Annotated in this window: 19 protein-coding genes; 6 read left to right on the top strand and 13 right to left on the bottom strand. The window is 62.6% G+C overall.

The annotated features are described in order from the left end of the window. Position 1: 1 nt before the first annotated feature. The 6 genes from DEVEQU_RS08205 to hisB form a co-directional block, all read right to left on the bottom strand. Positions 2-319 (bottom strand): phosphoribosyl-ATP diphosphatase, encoded by a 318-nt coding sequence (locus DEVEQU_RS08205; protein WP_126150097.1) that lies wholly within the window; start codon positions 317-319, stop codon positions 2-4. Between the two features lie 141 nt (positions 320-460). Then, positions 461-1,270, bottom strand: coding sequence for an imidazole glycerol phosphate synthase subunit HisF (gene hisF / locus DEVEQU_RS08200; RefSeq protein ID WP_126150096.1), 810 nt, complete (start codon positions 1,268-1,270; stop codon positions 461-463). Further along, positions 1,267-1,596 (bottom strand): hypothetical protein, encoded by a 330-nt coding sequence (locus DEVEQU_RS08195; RefSeq protein ID WP_126150095.1) that lies wholly within the window; start codon positions 1,594-1,596, stop codon positions 1,267-1,269. Before DEVEQU_RS08195 ends, hisF begins: the two co-directional genes overlap by 4 nt. Further along, positions 1,593-2,324 (bottom strand): 1-(5-phosphoribosyl)-5-[(5-phosphoribosylamino)methylideneamino]imidazole-4-carboxamide isomerase, encoded by a 732-nt coding sequence (hisA, locus tag DEVEQU_RS08190; protein WP_126150094.1) that lies wholly within the window; start codon positions 2,322-2,324, stop codon positions 1,593-1,595. The genes DEVEQU_RS08195 and hisA overlap by 4 nt, the downstream gene beginning before the upstream one ends. Before the next feature lie 142 nt (positions 2,325-2,466). Continuing rightward, the gene (gene hisH, locus DEVEQU_RS08185) at positions 2,467-3,120 is read right to left on the bottom strand and encodes an imidazole glycerol phosphate synthase subunit HisH (RefSeq protein WP_126150093.1); all 654 of its coding nucleotides are present in this window, start codon (positions 3,118-3,120) and stop codon (positions 2,467-2,469) included. A gap of 173 nt (positions 3,121-3,293) precedes the next feature. Further along, on the bottom strand, positions 3,294-3,881 hold the full coding sequence (hisB, locus tag DEVEQU_RS08180) for an imidazoleglycerol-phosphate dehydratase HisB (RefSeq protein WP_126150092.1): 588 nt from the start codon (positions 3,879-3,881) through the stop codon (positions 3,294-3,296). A 582-nt stretch (positions 3,882-4,463) separates the two neighbouring features. On the opposite strand from hisB, the gene hslV reads away from it, so the two are divergent. From hslV to hslU, 3 genes are read left to right on the top strand one after another with little or no spacing between them, the layout of a single operon-like run. Next, positions 4,464-5,024 (top strand): ATP-dependent protease subunit HslV, encoded by a 561-nt coding sequence (gene hslV, locus DEVEQU_RS08175; protein ID WP_126150091.1) that lies wholly within the window; start codon positions 4,464-4,466, stop codon positions 5,022-5,024. Beyond that, on the top strand, positions 5,021-5,548 hold the full coding sequence (locus DEVEQU_RS08170) for a GNAT family N-acetyltransferase (protein ID WP_164550322.1): 528 nt from the start codon (positions 5,021-5,023) through the stop codon (positions 5,546-5,548). The genes hslV and DEVEQU_RS08170 overlap by 4 nt, the downstream gene beginning before the upstream one ends. Further along, positions 5,541-6,851 carry an ATP-dependent protease ATPase subunit HslU gene (hslU, locus tag DEVEQU_RS08165; RefSeq protein ID WP_126150089.1) on the top strand — a complete coding sequence of 437 codons (1,311 nt, stop codon included), beginning with the start codon at positions 5,541-5,543 and terminating at the stop codon, positions 6,849-6,851. The genes DEVEQU_RS08170 and hslU overlap by 8 nt, the downstream gene beginning before the upstream one ends. A 201-nt stretch (positions 6,852-7,052) precedes the next feature. Here hslU and DEVEQU_RS08160 read toward each other — a convergent pair whose 3' ends face one another. Genes DEVEQU_RS08160 through DEVEQU_RS08150 form a run of 3 tightly spaced genes read right to left on the bottom strand, consistent with a single transcriptional unit; the run spans position 7,053 to position 8,744 of the window. Beyond that, a complete protein-coding gene (locus tag DEVEQU_RS08160) occupies positions 7,053-7,421 on the bottom strand; it encodes a helix-turn-helix domain-containing protein (RefSeq protein ID WP_126150275.1) in 369 nt (122 codons plus the stop codon). After that, a complete protein-coding gene (locus DEVEQU_RS08155; protein ID WP_126150088.1) occupies positions 7,418-7,999 on the bottom strand; it encodes a Smr/MutS family protein in 582 nt (193 codons plus the stop codon). The genes DEVEQU_RS08160 and DEVEQU_RS08155 overlap by 4 nt, the downstream gene beginning before the upstream one ends. A gap of 25 nt (positions 8,000-8,024) precedes the next feature. Next, the gene (locus DEVEQU_RS08150) at positions 8,025-8,744 is read right to left on the bottom strand and encodes a Tim44/TimA family putative adaptor protein (protein ID WP_126150087.1); all 720 of its coding nucleotides are present in this window, start codon (positions 8,742-8,744) and stop codon (positions 8,025-8,027) included. Positions 8,745-8,915: 171 nt separating this feature from the next. Between DEVEQU_RS08150 and DEVEQU_RS08145 the strand changes: the two genes are divergently transcribed. After that, positions 8,916-9,377 carry an FxsA family protein gene (locus DEVEQU_RS08145; protein ID WP_126150086.1) on the top strand — a complete coding sequence of 154 codons (462 nt, stop codon included), beginning with the start codon at positions 8,916-8,918 and terminating at the stop codon, positions 9,375-9,377. Between the two features lie 89 nt (positions 9,378-9,466). Beyond that, the gene (secB, locus tag DEVEQU_RS08140; RefSeq protein WP_126150085.1) at positions 9,467-9,982 is read left to right on the top strand and encodes a protein-export chaperone SecB; all 516 of its coding nucleotides are present in this window, start codon (positions 9,467-9,469) and stop codon (positions 9,980-9,982) included. 64 nt (positions 9,983-10,046) lie between these two features. Here the strand turns inward: secB and dnaQ are convergent, their stop codons facing one another. Genes dnaQ through DEVEQU_RS08120 form a run of 4 tightly spaced genes read right to left on the bottom strand, consistent with a single transcriptional unit; the run spans position 10,047 to position 12,797 of the window. After that, positions 10,047-10,754 (bottom strand): DNA polymerase III subunit epsilon, encoded by a 708-nt coding sequence (gene dnaQ, locus DEVEQU_RS08135; RefSeq protein WP_126150274.1) that lies wholly within the window; start codon positions 10,752-10,754, stop codon positions 10,047-10,049. Then, entirely contained in the window at positions 10,754-11,350 is a 597-nt protein-coding gene (coaE, locus tag DEVEQU_RS08130; protein ID WP_126150084.1) for a dephospho-CoA kinase, read from the bottom strand. The genes dnaQ and coaE overlap by 1 nt, the downstream gene beginning before the upstream one ends. 2 nt (positions 11,351-11,352) lie before the next feature. Beyond that, positions 11,353-12,183, bottom strand: coding sequence for a shikimate dehydrogenase (locus DEVEQU_RS08125; protein ID WP_126150083.1), 831 nt, complete (start codon positions 12,181-12,183; stop codon positions 11,353-11,355). Then, on the bottom strand, positions 12,180-12,797 hold the full coding sequence (locus DEVEQU_RS08120) for a Maf family protein (protein ID WP_126150082.1): 618 nt from the start codon (positions 12,795-12,797) through the stop codon (positions 12,180-12,182). The genes DEVEQU_RS08125 and DEVEQU_RS08120 overlap by 4 nt, the downstream gene beginning before the upstream one ends. A 459-nt stretch (positions 12,798-13,256) precedes the next feature. Between DEVEQU_RS08120 and hemE the strand changes: the two genes are divergently transcribed. Beyond that, complete coding sequence (hemE, locus tag DEVEQU_RS08115; RefSeq protein ID WP_329601454.1) at positions 13,257-14,261, top strand: uroporphyrinogen decarboxylase; 1,005 nt, start codon at positions 13,257-13,259, stop codon at positions 14,259-14,261. Positions 14,262-14,269: the final 8 nt, after the last annotated feature.

Raw genomic sequence — 14,269 nt, 5'->3', positions numbered from 1 at the left:
ATCAGTTCCGGTCCTTCCGCGCTGCCTTTTCGGCGAGACCCGATTGGGCCGTGCGCGCATCGAGCTCAGCCATGACTTCGCCGAGGGGAATGTCGGCCGCCTTCAGCACCACCAGGAGATGGTAGAGCAGGTCTGCGGATTCCTTGACCAGCTCGGCCCGGTCGCCGGTAACAGCGGCAATGACGGCCTCGGTGGCTTCCTCGCCCACCTTTTGCGCGGCCTTGTTGATGCCGCGGGCAATCAGCTTCGCCGTATAGCTTTCCTCGGGGGAGGCGGCCGCCCGCAGGGCGATACGGGCTTCGAGTTCTTCGAGCGTCATTATGGTCCCACTCTTTGGGTGTCACCCCGGCGAAGGCCGGGGCCCAACTTGAGATCTCAGGATGGATCCCGGCCTGCGCCGGGATGACATCGTGCGTGGTTACGGCTTAGAGCAAAATTTCGGCCTGCCGTCATCTCAGACTTAAGCCGCCTGCGCGCCGCTCGCATCGAGCCGCATGGCGATGCCATGCTCGGCCATATAGGCCTTGGCCTCGGGAATGGTGAACGTCCCAAAGTGGAAGATGGAGGCAGCGAGCACGGCGCTGGCATGGCCCTCGGTCACGCCATCGACCAGATCCTGCAGCGTCCCCACGCCGCCCGAGGCGATGACCGGGACTTCGACGGCGTCGGCAATGGCGCGGGTCAGCTTGAGGTCGAAGCCGGATTTGGTGCCGTCACGGTCCATCGAGGTCACCAGCAATTCGCCGGCGCCGCGCTCGACCATGCGCGCCGCGAATTCCACCGCATCGATGCCGGTCGGCTTGCGACCGCCATGGGTGTAGATTTCCCAGGCGCTGCGATTGTCGCCACCCAGCTTGGCGTCGAGCCGCTGCTTGGCATCCACCGAAACGACGATGCATTGATTGCCGAACTTGTCTGCGGCGCGGGCGATGAAATCGGGATCGCTCACCGCCGCGGAATTGATCGCCACCTTGTCGGCGCCGGCCAATAGAAGCTTGCGGATGTCCTCGATGCTGCGCACCCCGCCACCCACCGTGACCGGCATGAAGCAATGCTCGGCCGTGCGCGCCACCACGTCGAAAATGGTGTCGCGGCCTTCATGGCTGGCAGTGATATCGAGGAAGGTCAATTCGTCGGCGCCGGCAGCGTCATAGGCCATTGCCGCTTCGACGGGATCGCCGGCATCGACCAGATCGACGAATTGCACACCCTTGACCACACGGCCGCCGGCGACGTCGAGACAGGGAATGATGCGGGTCTTGAGGGTCATTTTACCTGTGCATCCTGTGCGTTGCGCCAAGCGAGATAGTGGATGATGAAGACGACGACCAGCACGATCAGCGCGCCGCCGCCCAAAGGCATGGTGGCCAGCATGAACCAGCCGAGGACGAAGAGCGTATAAAGCGCCCCGCCCCAATCTGCACCAAGGATGACGCAGGGATTGACCGAGCCTTCATTGAGCATGCAGCCATTGGCCTCGGCCAGGCCGGAGGCGATGAGAACGCCAATCAGCGGGGCGGCTGCGAACAGCACAATGACGACAATCGCGACGCCATAGGCCCACCACGGAAAGCGGGAGGGCCGCGCCGCGTTCATGCCGCCGCCCTCAGAAGCGCCAGTGCTTCACGTGAATCAATGCGCCCATCGTACAGCGCCCGGCCGGAAATGGCGCCTTCGAGCACCTGGTATTCGGGTTGGGTCATGCGTTCGATATCGGCCATGGAGGCCAGCCCGCCCGAGGCGATCACCGGAATGGTAGTGGCGCGGGCCAGCTCCAGCGTCGAGTCCCAATTGATGCCGGCCAGCACGCCATCGCGATCGATATCGGTATAGATGATGGCCGCGACGCCAGCGCCTTCAAAACGCTTGGCCAGTTCGATGACGGAGAGCTCGGAGGTTTCGGCCCAGCCTTCCACCGCCACCATGCCCTTGCGCGCATCGATCCCCACGGCGACCTGGCCGGGCCATTTTGCGGCGGCCTCTTTCACCAGCGCCGGATCGCGCACCGCCACGGTGCCGAGAATGACGCGGGCCAGGCCCTTGTCGAGCCAGCTCTCGATATGGCCGAGATTTCTGATACCGCCGCCGAGCTGGACCGGGAATTTTACATTCTTGAGGATGGCTTCCACCGCCGCGCCATTGACGCTCTCGCCGGCAAAGGCACCGTTGAGATCCACCACGTGCAGATAGTCGAACCCCTGGTCCTCAAACGACTTCGCCTGCGCGGCGGGATCGTCGTTGAAGACCGTCGCCTGATCCATGTCGCCCAGTTTCAGGCGCACGCACTGGCCGTCCTTGAGGTCGATGGCGGGGAAGAGGATCATGGTTTTGCACTCACGAAAAAGACCCCCACCCAGCCTCCCCCTGGAGGAGGGGGAGGAGCGGGCCGGCGTTCAATCATAGACAGAGCCACATCAACGACGCGGCTCCTCCCCCGATTTCCGGGGGAGGTTGGGTAGGGGCCAATCACGGCGCCCATGCCAGAAAGTTCTCGATCAGCTTCAGCCCCAGCGCCTGGCTTTTTTCCGGATGGAACTGGGTGCCGAAAATATTGTCGCGGCCGACACAGGCCGTCAGCGCCCCACCATAATCGGTGGTGGCGATGGTGTGGGCGGGCTCGTCGCTGCGCAGGTGGTATGAGTGCACGAAATAGGCGTGCAACCCGTTCGGCCCAGTTTCGATGCCGGAAAGCAAGGCATGCGGACGGGGAACGGAAATGGTGTTCCAACCCATATGCGGAATCTTGAGCGTCGGATCGGAAGGGGCGATCTTTTCGACCGCGCCGGGAATCCAGCCCAGACCCTTGGTCACGACCTTCTCGCGGCCTTCGCTGGCGAGCAGCTGCATGCCGACGCAGACGCCGAGAAAAGGCGTGCCGCCCTTGATGACCTTGTCGTCCAAAACCTCGATCATGCCGGCGACCGCCTCGAGCCCCGCCATGCAATCGGCAAAGGCGCCGACGCCGGGCAGCATGATGCGATCGGCAGAGCGGACGGTTTCGGGATCGGCGGTGACGATGATCGTGTCGCCCTTGGCCTGCTCATGCGCCACCCGCTCAAAGGCCTTGGCGGCCGAGCGCAGATTGCCGGCGCCGTAATCGATGATGGCAATGGTGCTCATTGGCGGGCTCCTACGAAGTTTAAGAGCATGGCGCGAAGGCCCCACACCCTCGATGTCATCCCGGCGCAGGCCAGGATCCATCTCCAGATCTCAGGATGGGCCCCGGCCTCTGCCGGGGTGACACATTCCGTGGTTGAGGCTCACTTAGTGCAAAAGCACAGGAAACAAAAGCCTCAGAGCGTGCCCTTGGTGCTGGGCACGGCGTCAGCCATGCGCGGATCGATCTCCACCGCCTGGCGCAAGGCCCGCGCCACCGCCTTGAACATGGACTCGGCCAGGTGATGGTTGTTGTCGAAATAGAAGTTCTCGATATGGAGCGTGATGCCGGCATTGATGGCCAGCGCCTGGAAGAACTCGCGGAACAGTTCGGTGTCGATCTCGCCGATCTTGGCCTGGCTGAATTCGGCCTTGAACACCAGAAAGGCGCGGCCCGACACATCCACGGCGGCGCGGGTCAGGGTGCCATCCATCGGCAGGTCGGCGCTGGCATAGCGGTTGATGCCCTTCTTGTCGCCGAGCGCCTGCTTGATCGCCTGGCCCAGCGCGATGCCGACATCTTCCACCGTGTGGTGAAAATCGATGTGGAGGTCGCCCTTGCAGGTGACGTCCATGTCGATCAGGGAGTGACGGCTGAGCTGATCCAGCATGTGGTCGAAAAAGCCGACCCCCGATTTCATCGCATGCCTGCCGGTGCCGTCGAGATTGATGGAGACGGAAATCTCGGTCTCATTGGTCTTGCGGGCGATGGTTGCTGTGCGCATGGGGAGGTCTCCGGCAGTCTGCGGGTCACTAGCAGATAGGCATGGCCGCGTGAAGATTGAGTAAGCGCGAGGGGCTTCCCACCCGGGAGCCGCCGCCCACTCTGGCCAGTCAAGCATTGCCCTCCGCGGAAAGCGCACAGAACTTATCCCCGCCCCTATTCTTGCTCTGTCCCCGCCACACACGCGGCCCCGACGCAGGGCCGGGCGGGGAGGATCGGATGGGGAAGGCGTTCCCCTGCGTGGGCAGAAGACGGCGGGATCACCCTTGCCGTGGTGCACCGAAGCCTGTTGGCACTGACAGGTGTGCAGCACGGCGCCAAGCGGGGCCTTCCGCCAGCCGGCAGCCGGACCTGCAACATTGGTTCCGCCTGAGACCGGGCCCCCTAAGCAAGCCGATGCCGTGACGAACGGCCAGTGGCTCCTGTCTTTGAACGTTCGATTTTTGGGCCATTGGCCGTTCGTTACCGTGTCAGCGCCAGCCGAAAGGCCGGGCGTCGATCTGGCACGTCTGTTGCAACGGTTCTGTTGCAATCGCGCATTCGCCCCCTAAATATCACTCAACAGTTCGGAGTAATTCCCCCAATGAGTGAACACACAAATCCCGGCTGGCACGGGACGACGATCGTTTCCGTGCGCAAGGGCAATAAGGTCGTGGTCGCCGGCGATGGCCAGGTCTCCATGGGCCCAACGGTCATGAAGCATGGCGCCAAGAAGGTGCGGCGGCTGGCGGACGGCAAGGTGATCGGCGGTTTTGCCGGCTCCACCGCCGATGCCTTCACCCTGTTCGAGCGGCTCGAAGCCAAGCTGGTGCAATATCCCGACCAGTTGATGCGCGCCGCGGTCGAGCTGGCCAAGGACTGGCGCACTGACCGCTATCTCAGAAAACTCGAAGCCATGATGATCGTGGCCGACAAAAAAGACACCCTGGTGCTGACCGGCAATGGCGATGTGCTGACCCCTGACCATGGCGTCATCGCCATCGGCTCGGGCGGCAATTACGCCCATTCGGCAGCGCTCGCCCTGCATCAGGCCACCGAGCTCGATGCCGAGGACATTGCCCGCCGCGCCATGAAGATCGCCGAGGAAATCTGCGTCTATACCAATGGCAATGTGACGGTCGAAACCATCGAGTTGGACGCGTGAGCTTTTCCATCCGGCAGTTGAGCGAGGACGATGCCGACGCCTATCGGGCCATCAGGCTCGAAGCGCTGGTCAACCATCCCGAGGCCTTTTTGTCCTCTGCCGAAAGTTTCTCGCAGAAATCGGACGCGGACATCAGGGAAACGCTCAAGGCGCTGACGATTTTCGGCGCCGTGCTGCCGAACGGATCACTTGGCGGCATCAATGCCTTTCTCGGCAATGACGGCAGCAAGGATCGCCATCGCGGCTGGATGATCCAGGTCTATGTGAAGCCGGAACATCGCGGCACGGGCATGTCGAAGGCCTTGGTCGAGCACCTGCTCGACTATGCAAAAGACAGGGTGATCCAGGTCCATCTCGGCGTCTGGTCGGAAAACGAGCCGGCGATCCGCCTCTATAAAAAGCTCGGCTTTGAGACCTATGGCACCGAGCCCCGCTATCTCTTCGTGAACGGTCGATATCTCGACGAACACCTGATGGTGCGCTTCCTCGATAAGGCACCCATCGAAAGTGAAAAACATGAGTGAAACCAATTTTTCCCCGCGCGAGATCGTTTCCGAGCTCGACCGCAATATTGTGGGCCAGGCCGATGCAAAGCGCGCCGTCGCCGTGGCTTTGCGCAATCGCTGGCGCCGCCAGCAGCTGCCGCCCGAATTGCGCCGCGAGGTATCTCCGAAGAATATTTTGATGATCGGGCCGACCGGTGTCGGCAAGACCGAGATTTCTCGGCGTCTCGCCCGGCTGGCCCAGGCCCCCTTCGTCAAGGTCGAAGCCACCAAATTCACCGAGGTCGGCTATGTCGGCCGCGACGTCGAGCAGATCGTTCGCGACCTCGTCGAGGCGGGCATTACCGTGCTGCGCGACAAGCGCCGCCGCGATGTGCAGGCGCAGGCCCATCACAATGCCGAAGAACGTGTTCTCGACGCCCTCGTCGGCACCTCGGCGACACCCTCGACCCGCGACAGTTTCCGCAGGAAGCTGCGGGACAACGAGCTCGACGACAAGGAAATCGAGATCGAGATGCAGCCGGCGACCAATACCGGCGGCTTTGAAATGCCCGGCATGCCCAATGGCGGCATCGGCATGATCAACCTGTCCGACATGTTCAAGCAGGCCATGGGCGGGCGCGGGGTCAAGCGCAAGATCAAGGTCAAGGATGCCTATGAGCCGCTGATCGCGGAGGAAGCCGACAAGCTGCTCGATCAGGATCAGCTCAAGACCGAGGCCATCGAGCTGGTGGAAAACCACGGCATCGTCTTCATCGACGAGATCGACAAGGTCGCGGCCCGCGAGGGCGGCGTGCAGGGCGGTCCGTCGCGCGAAGGCGTGCAGCGTGATCTCCTGCCACTGATCGAAGGCACGACCGTCGCGACCAAATATGGGCCGGTCAAGACCGACCATATTCTGTTCATTGCCTCCGGTGCGTTCCACGTGAGCAAGCCGAGCGACCTCTTGCCCGAACTGCAGGGCCGTCTGCCGATCCGGGTGGAACTCAAGGCACTGACGCGCGAGGATTTCATCGGCATTCTTGGCGATACCGAGGCGAGCCTCATCAAGCAATATGTGGCGCTGATGGGCACCGAGGGGGTGACGCTCAATTTCACCCAGGACGCCATCGAGGCCATTGCCGACGCGGCGGTGAAGGTCAATGCAACGGTCGAGAATATCGGCGCGCGCCGGCTGCAGACGGTGATGGAACGGCTGGTCGAGGAAATCTCCTTCGACGCACCTGACAAATCCGGCGAAACGCTCACCATCGACGCGGCCTTCGTGCACGACAAGGTCGGGGTGCTGGCTGGCGATACCGACTTGAGCAAGTTCGTGCTTTAAAACACCACATCGCCAACAAACTCGATCGTCACCCTCGGGCTCGACCCGAGGGTGTTTTGTTTCCGGTCCAAGCCCTACACCACCGTCATTGCCCGGCTTGACCGGGCAATCCAAGGCTGGCGCTGAGCTCAAGATGGATCACCCGGTCAAGCCGGGTGATGACGAGAACAACGGGTGAAGGGTTTTGCTGGCCGCCGCGCGCTAGCGCTTCCGCCCCGCCCGCTTTACCAGCTCGTCGCGCAAGAACTTCAAATCTTCGGGCTCGAGCCGGTCGATATCGTCACGCAGACGATTGGTCAACTCGGTCGCTTCGGGGCTGAGACCCCCGGTATCAATCGTCACCTTGGGGTCGGAAATCTCGGCCAGGCGCTGCAATTCCTCCGCCTCGTCCCAGATGACGTTGAAATAGGCGATCATGCGGTGAAGCAAAAAGCTCGTCGGCGTGCCGCGCTTGCCATGTTCGAGGGCGGAGAGATAGGCGCTCGAAACATTGAGCGCCGCGGCCATCTCTTTCAGCGAAATCCCCCGCGCTTCGCGCATGGCGCGTAATTTTGCACCCAGCGGGGTCACGAGCGGCGCAGGCGTACATACCACGCCCCCTCGCCACCATGGCCACGTGCGGCCAGGCTCCAACCCGAGATCAGATGTGCCAGGCCCGGCTCAGAAAGCCAGATGGGCAGCATGGTGCGCAAAATGCCACGTTCGGTCATGGCGGCGATATAGTCATTGTCGGTCTTGGCGCCCTTGCCGGTAATCACAAGTATGGTCCGATCGCCGCGGGCGGCGCAGATGCCGACATAGCGGCGCAGCGCCTCGCGGGCCTCGGCCTGGGTCATGCCATGCAGATCGATCCGCCCCTCGATCTCGATCCGCCCGCGCCGGACCTTTTTGTGAATGGCCGGATCCACCGCCTTGTCGGGCACCGGAGCCAGCGATTTCGGCGGCTGATAGGGGGGAAGGAAGGGTTTTCCGGGCCCCACCGGCTTGGGCGGCGCTTTCACGTTCGGCTCGGGATCGGCGGCGGGCACCGGCAGGGTGCCCGTGCCCAGTTTCATCAGGGCCTTGCGGCGCAGGGGCTCGACCGTGGAGGACACAGCCGTCCACAGGTGGAAATCATGCGGCAGGCGCTTGGGGTCGCGCTTGGACATGGGCGAGGGGCCTGCCGCAAACCGGTCAGTCGAGCTGGCTGGTGGTCACAACCTTCCAGTTCGGATCGCGCGACTTGGGATTGCGCGCAAAGGTCCATTCGTCGGCAATGGTCTGCACCTGGTCGGCATTGCCCTCGACCAGATTGCCGTCCTTGTCACGGGTGGCCGAAACCACTTCGGCATGGAAATCGACCGTCACAAGCACGTTCTTCTTGTCATATTCGGCATCGACGATGGCGATCTTGGGCAGGCCGACAAAGGTGAACTCCACCTTCTGGCCGGCAGCTTCGCGATCGGCAATGGCGCGCTGGAAGCCTTCGAACACGTCCTTTTCGAGGAGGTTCTTGAGCGTCTGCCGATCGCCTTCGGCAAAGGCGGTAACGATCATCTCATAGGCCTGCTTGGCGCCGTCGAGGAAGGATTTGGGCGTAAAGCTCGGATCGGCTTCCGCCACGGCGCGCAGGCCCTGGGCCAGTTGTTCATTGCCGGAGGCGGCCTGTTCGATCTCGGCTTCGAGCTTGCGGGCCCGGCGCTCGTCGTCGAGGTCAGGCTGGGCCGGGCGCGGACGCAGCGGCACCACGGTATCCTCGGTGGCGCTATCCTTGGCGGCCGGGGTGGAGCGGCTGCGGTCTACGGGGGGGCGTTCGTTGCCGGTCCGCGTGCCCAGAACCGAGCGCAGCCGGAACAACACGAACACGGCCACGACAATGGCAATCAGGGTCGGCAGATCGAGAAAATCGTCCATGAAACAGGCACCTTGCGTGGGATGCGTCGACAAAAAGTCGCTTTACGGCGCTCGTCCTGCGCCAAACTTGACCTATATATAGGCAAAGCTTGAACTCAAAACCAGTTCACGTTGGGGCGAGTTGCGATTTGCCGCGCATGCCTCAACGCCAGACCCGAAGGGACCGTTGCAATGGGCCGCTTTTTCGCCCTCGGCTTTATTCTCCTGCCGCTTTTGGAGATCGCCATGTTCATCCTGGTTGGCCAGGCCATCGGCGTCTTGCCGACCCTGGCACTGGTGATCCTGGGCGTGCTGGTGGGCAGCCTGGTCCTGCGCCAGCAGGGCCTGGGCATTATCAATCGCATGCGCTCCAATGTCAGCGCCGGAACCTTGCCCGGCCAGGCGATTTTCGATGCCATGACCATCGGCTTTGCCGGCATCCTTCTGATTTTGCCTGGCTTTATCAGCGATATCGTGGCTCTGCTGCTCTTGGTGCCGGCCGTGCGACACTGGCTCTACAAATCGCTGTCGAGCCGGATCACCGTGGTCGAGACCACCACCACCTGGCGCCAGCAGGGCGATGGCAGCGACCCGCGAATCGGGCGGCCGGAGACCATCGATCTCGGCGACGACAATTGGCGTCGCGACCCCTGAAACAGCCGCACCGCCTTGTCCCAAAGGGGCAAAGATGCTAGCCAGCCGCCCAAGGCTCAAGACCTAACGGAACCGACAAAGGACGAACCATGGCCGACGACACCCAGGGCGCAGCCGCAGCGCCGCAGCCCGGAACCCAGCCCAGCATGAATCTGGTGGGCCAGTATATCCGCGATCTCTCCTTCGAGAATCCGAACGCGCCCAATTCCCTCCTGGCCGGCGGCGCCAATCCGGCGTTCAACGTCTCAATCTCGGTGGGCGTCAAGAAGCAGAGCGAGGAAATCTATGCCGTTGAGCTGACGCTCAACGCCAAGGCCAATCGCGACGACACCGTGCTGTTCAATGTCGAGCTGGTCTATGGCGGCATTTTCCGCATGAAGAACATCCCGGAAGCCCAGATGTCGGGCCTGCTGATGGTGGAATGCCCGCGTCTGATCTTCCCGTTCGCACGTCAGGTGCTGGCCAGCGTCACCCAGCAGGGCGGCTTCCCGCCGCTGATGATGGAACCGGTCGATTTTGCCGCCATCTACCGCCAGAATCTGGCCAAGCTTGCCGCCCAGCAGGGCAATGGCGCCGAAGCCGCCGCGACCGACAAGCCCAACTGATTTTCGGCACATCGATCAAACAAAAGCCCCGGAATTTCCGGGGCTTTTTTCATTGTCCAAACCCTTAAGCCGGGGTTTCAGTCTCGAGATACTGAACCCAGATGGCGTCAGAACCCATCTTGCCGAGAAAGGCGCTATGGGCTGCCGCTTCGGCGGCGCTGAGCCGGGAGGGAAGGCGTTGCGGCCGCTGCGGCGCAGCGACACGCTGCATGCCGGCCGAAGCCGGGCCGGTTTCGATCTCGGCCACCAGGGCCAGGCTCACCTGTTTGCCGCCGATCAGTTCGAGATAGACCTCGGCCAGGATCTCGCTGTCGAGCAGAGCCCCGTGCAGCGTGCGGCGGGAATTGTCGATGCCGTAATGCTTGCAGAGCGCATCGAGGCTGACGCGGGCGCCCGGGTGCTTCTTGCGGGCCACCATGACCGTATCGATGACCTCATTGCCGAGGCGCGGTTTGCCGGCCCGCTCCAGCTCGGCATTGAGAAAGCCCATATCGAAGGGCGCATTGTGGATCACCAGCGTCGCATCGCCGATAAAGCCGCGAAAATCCTCCGCGACATCGGCAAAGAGCGGCTTGTCGGAGAGGAATTCCTCGCTCAGCCCATGCACGCGGAACGCCTCCTCGGGCATGGAGCGCTGGGGATTGATATAGACGTGAAAGTTCTTGCCGGTGGGAATGTGGTTGATCAGCTCGACGCAGCCGATTTCCACCAGCCGATCGCCGTCATGCGGCGACAGGCCCGTGGTTTCGGTATCCAAGACGATTTCGCGGATCATCGGCGCTCCCCTTCGACCCTGAAACTCTCCACCAGTCGCGCCACCTCGGCTTCGATATCGGCCGGCGGGCGAGAGGTGTCAAAAGCCCAGCTGGCTCTCGCCTTCTTTTCGGCCTGCGGCATTTGCCGGGCAAGCAAAGCATCGCGCTTTTCCACACTCATGCCGGGGCGGGCCATGATGCGAGCAATTTGCGTGGCGTCATCGACATAGGTCACGGCGACGCCGTCAAAGCCGTAATCGTAGCCGCTTTCGAACAGCAGCGGCACTTCCACTGCCGCCGCGACGGCCCCGTCACGCTCGGCGTGATCGAGAAAGGCAGCGATCGCCTCGCGCACCAGGGGATGCACCACCGCTTCGAGCCGCTTGAAACCGGAGGGGTCGGCGGCAAGGCGGCGCGCCAGATCCTGCCGGTCGATGACGCCCGCTTTGGCGACGCCAGGAAACAGTGCCTCGACCGGGGTCACCGCCGCACCGGCATAGAGTTCGGCAACGGCCTGGTCAGCCGAAAAGGTCGGAATACCGGCTTTGGCAAAGGCCGCCAGCAGGGTGGACTTTCCCGTGGCGATCGAGCCGGTTATGACGATCCGCCGCATGGCTAGTGACCGAGCGTGGCTTCGATACGGGCGCGCAATTGCGGCGTCACCTCGGGCGTCACCCCGAACCAGGCCGCAAAACCCGGCACCGCTTGATGCAGCAGCATGCCCAGCCCGTCCACGGTCCGCAATCCGCGCGCCGCGGCATCGGCCAGCAGCGGGGTGACGAGGGGCACATAGACGATGTCGGTCACCAAGGCCGTTTCCGGCAATAGCCCCAGATCAAAACCCTCGAACCGGCTGCCATGCATGCCGATGGAGGTGGCGTTGACGACAAGGCCGGCGCTGGGGGCGAGCTCAGCAAAGGCATCGAGACCATGCGCCGAAAACGGTCCCTCGATCTCCCGCACCAGCGCCTCGGCCTTGTCGCGGCTGCGATTGACAATGTGAACATGGCCGACATTGCGGCTCTTCAGCGCCACCAGCAGGGCGCGCGTGGCCCCTCCGGCGCCGAGCAGGATCACCGAACCAAGGTCCTTGTCCCAGCCGGGTGCGCCGGCATCGAGATTGCCGAGAAAGCCGAGATAGTCGGTATTGGTGCCCCAGATGCGGCCCTCGGAAGCCACCAGCGTATTGACGGCGCCAATGGTTCTGGCCAGCGGATCGACCTCATCGCACAGCGCGAAAACCGCTTCCTTGTGCGGGATGGTGACATTGCCGCCGGCAAATTCGCCGTTCCGCAACCGACCGAAAAAAGCGGGTAGGGCCTCTGGTCGCACATCGATGGCCTCATAGGAGCCGTCAATGCCGTGCTGGTCGAGCCAGGTGCCATGGATCAAGGGCGAGCGCGAATGGGCGATGGGATGCCCGATGACGAATGCCTTTTTGGTCACAGCGCATTGCCCTGTTGCAGTATGTCTGGCGCCAGGTCGCGCAAAGCCGCCAGGAGGGGGAGCAATGGCAGGCCCAAAATGGTGAAATAGTCACCCGAAACGGTTTCGAACAGGCGGATCGAGGGTCCTTCGAGCCGGTAGCCACCGACCGAAGACAGGATACTATCGCCTTCGAGCGCCAGCACGGCGTCACGTTCCTCGGGAGAAAAATCGCGCATGGTGAGCTCGGCAGTCTGGACATCGGACCAGAGCAGGATGCCATCACGCACCAGCGTCACCGCTGCATGCAGGCGATGGGTCTTGGCGCGCAGGCGCTCGAGCTGTTCAACGGCCTCCTCGCGGCTGCCGGGCTTGTGCAGCAGTTCCAGCCCCAGGCTCAGCGTCTGGTCCGCACCGATGACCAGGCGCCCGGCATAGCTGTTGGAAACGGCCTCGGCCTTGTGCCGCGCCAAGAGCAGGGCGACGTCGCGACCATCGGCACCGGCGGCAACTGCCTCAGCTTCGATAGCGCGCTCGTCCAACGCAGCGGGCACGGCGGTGAATGGCAATCCGGCCTTGTCCAGCAAGGCTTTACGGGTGGCACTGCTTGAAGCAAGGATGAGCATGGCGCCCATGTTTTCCACACTGTCATCCCCAGCTCAAGCCGGAACTGGGGGAAAGACTCGTAACTTTGGCAGGGGCGCCGACTTGTTAGACCTGGCTAACTAAAAATTAACAGTTGGACTCTGCCTGCCCGCCAAAACCAGCATGGGAAAGGTCTGGGGAAATCCCCGCCCGGCGCCGATGTGGTATTCCAGAGGTCATGCACAGGGTGAATCGAATCATTGACTCGGGAAAGGCCTGATTAACGTTTCATTAATCATTGTGGCGACGCCTCTTTCCCACCTAGCCCGCCAAAGATTAACAGCGCGTTAACGACGGTGCTGCGCGCAAGTGTCACCACGCAGGCCAATTGTGGATGGAGCGGAATTGCAGCTAAACACCGTCATAAAGATAAAGAAGATAAGAAAAAGAGTCTCTTTTTCGGTTTTGAAGGGGTTATGGCCATGAGCCCAGTGGCAGAGAAGAGATTGTTGGCGACGGTTCTGGGACAACGCCAGGAACGCCCCCCGGTGTGGATCATGCGCCAGGCTGGCCGCTATCTCCCCGAATATCGCGAGACCCGCACCAAGGCCCGCAATTTCCTCGAGCTCTGCTACACGCCCGAACTCGCCGTCGAAGTGACCCTGCAGCCACTGCGTCGCTTCGACCTCGATGCGGCAATCCTGTTTTCCGACATTTTGGTCATTCCCGACGCGCTGGGCCAATCGGTTCGCTTCGAAACGGGGGAGGGCCCAATCCTCGAGCCTCTCGGCCCCGATGATGTGGCTCGGCTCGATCGCGACCGGGCCATGAGCCATCTGGCGCCGGTCCTGGAGACGGTGCGGCGCCTGCGAGCGAGCCTGCCAGCGGACAAGACCCTGATCGGCTTCTGCGGCTCTCCCTGGACGGTGGCGACCTATATGCTGGGTGGTCGTGGCTCCTCGGACCAATGGACCGCGCGCAAATTTGCGCTGCAGCATCCCGAGGCTTTCGATCGGCTGATGGATATCCTTGTGGCCACCAGCGTCGATTATCTGGTGGCCCAGTTGCAAGCCGGCGCCGATGTGGTGCAACTGTTTGAAAGCTGGGCCCTCAATCTCGATGACGCCGCTTTTGCCCGCCAGGTCATCGCGCCCAACCGCCGCATCGTCGAGGGCGTACGGGCCCGCGTCCCCAATGCGCCTATTATCGGCTTTCCCCGTGGCGCTGCCGGCAATCTGCCGCGATATGCGCGCGAGGTCGGGATCAATGCCATGGGTATCGATTATTCGACCCCGCTCGATTTCGTGCGCAATGCCTTGCCAGCCGACCTGCCGCTGCAGGGCAATCTCGATCCCCTGCGTCTCGTGGTTGGTGGCGAGGCGATGGAGAGCCAGGTCAGGGCGATCCTGGAGGCCTTTTCAAATCGGCCGCATATCTTCAATCTCGGCCACGGTATCGTGCCGGAAACGCCGATCGCCCATGTCGAGGCGCTGATTGGCATGATCAAAGGCTAGGGAGATTT

Source organism: Devosia equisanguinis, from assembly GCF_900631955.1.
Taxonomy (GTDB): Bacteria; Pseudomonadota; Alphaproteobacteria; order Rhizobiales; family Devosiaceae; genus Devosia; species Devosia equisanguinis.
This window is presented reverse-complemented; position numbering and strand designations above follow the sequence as displayed.

What these genes read in the sequence shown, in the direction of transcription:
- DEVEQU_RS08205 (WP_126150097.1), bottom strand. Translation starts at nt 319, where the DNA reads ATGACGCTCGAAGAACTCGAAGCCCGTATCGCCCTGCGGGCGGCCGCC.
- hisF (WP_126150096.1), bottom strand. Translation starts at nt 1,270, where the DNA reads ATGACCCTCAAGACCCGCATCATTCCCTGTCTCGACGTCGCCGGCGGC.
- DEVEQU_RS08195 (WP_126150095.1), bottom strand. Translation starts at nt 1,596, where the DNA reads ATGAACGCGGCGCGGCCCTCCCGCTTTCCGTGGTGGGCCTATGGCGTC.
- hisA (WP_126150094.1), bottom strand. Translation starts at nt 2,324, where the DNA reads ATGATCCTCTTCCCCGCCATCGACCTCAAGGACGGCCAGTGCGTGCGC.
- hisH (WP_126150093.1), bottom strand. Translation starts at nt 3,120, where the DNA reads ATGAGCACCATTGCCATCATCGATTACGGCGCCGGCAATCTGCGCTCG.
- hisB (WP_126150092.1), bottom strand. Translation starts at nt 3,881, where the DNA reads ATGCGCACAGCAACCATCGCCCGCAAGACCAATGAGACCGAGATTTCC.
- hslV (WP_126150091.1), top strand. Translation starts at nt 4,464, where the DNA reads ATGAGTGAACACACAAATCCCGGCTGGCACGGGACGACGATCGTTTCC.
- hslU (WP_126150089.1), top strand. Translation starts at nt 5,541, where the DNA reads ATGAGTGAAACCAATTTTTCCCCGCGCGAGATCGTTTCCGAGCTCGAC.
- DEVEQU_RS08155 (WP_126150088.1), bottom strand. Translation starts at nt 7,999, where the DNA reads ATGTCCAAGCGCGACCCCAAGCGCCTGCCGCATGATTTCCACCTGTGG.
- DEVEQU_RS08150 (WP_126150087.1), bottom strand. Translation starts at nt 8,744, where the DNA reads ATGGACGATTTTCTCGATCTGCCGACCCTGATTGCCATTGTCGTGGCC.
- DEVEQU_RS08145 (WP_126150086.1), top strand. Translation starts at nt 8,916, where the DNA reads ATGGGCCGCTTTTTCGCCCTCGGCTTTATTCTCCTGCCGCTTTTGGAG.
- secB (WP_126150085.1), top strand. Translation starts at nt 9,467, where the DNA reads ATGGCCGACGACACCCAGGGCGCAGCCGCAGCGCCGCAGCCCGGAACC.
- coaE (WP_126150084.1), bottom strand. Translation starts at nt 11,350, where the DNA reads ATGCGGCGGATCGTCATAACCGGCTCGATCGCCACGGGAAAGTCCACC.
- DEVEQU_RS08120 (WP_126150082.1), bottom strand. Translation starts at nt 12,797, where the DNA reads ATGGGCGCCATGCTCATCCTTGCTTCAAGCAGTGCCACCCGTAAAGCC.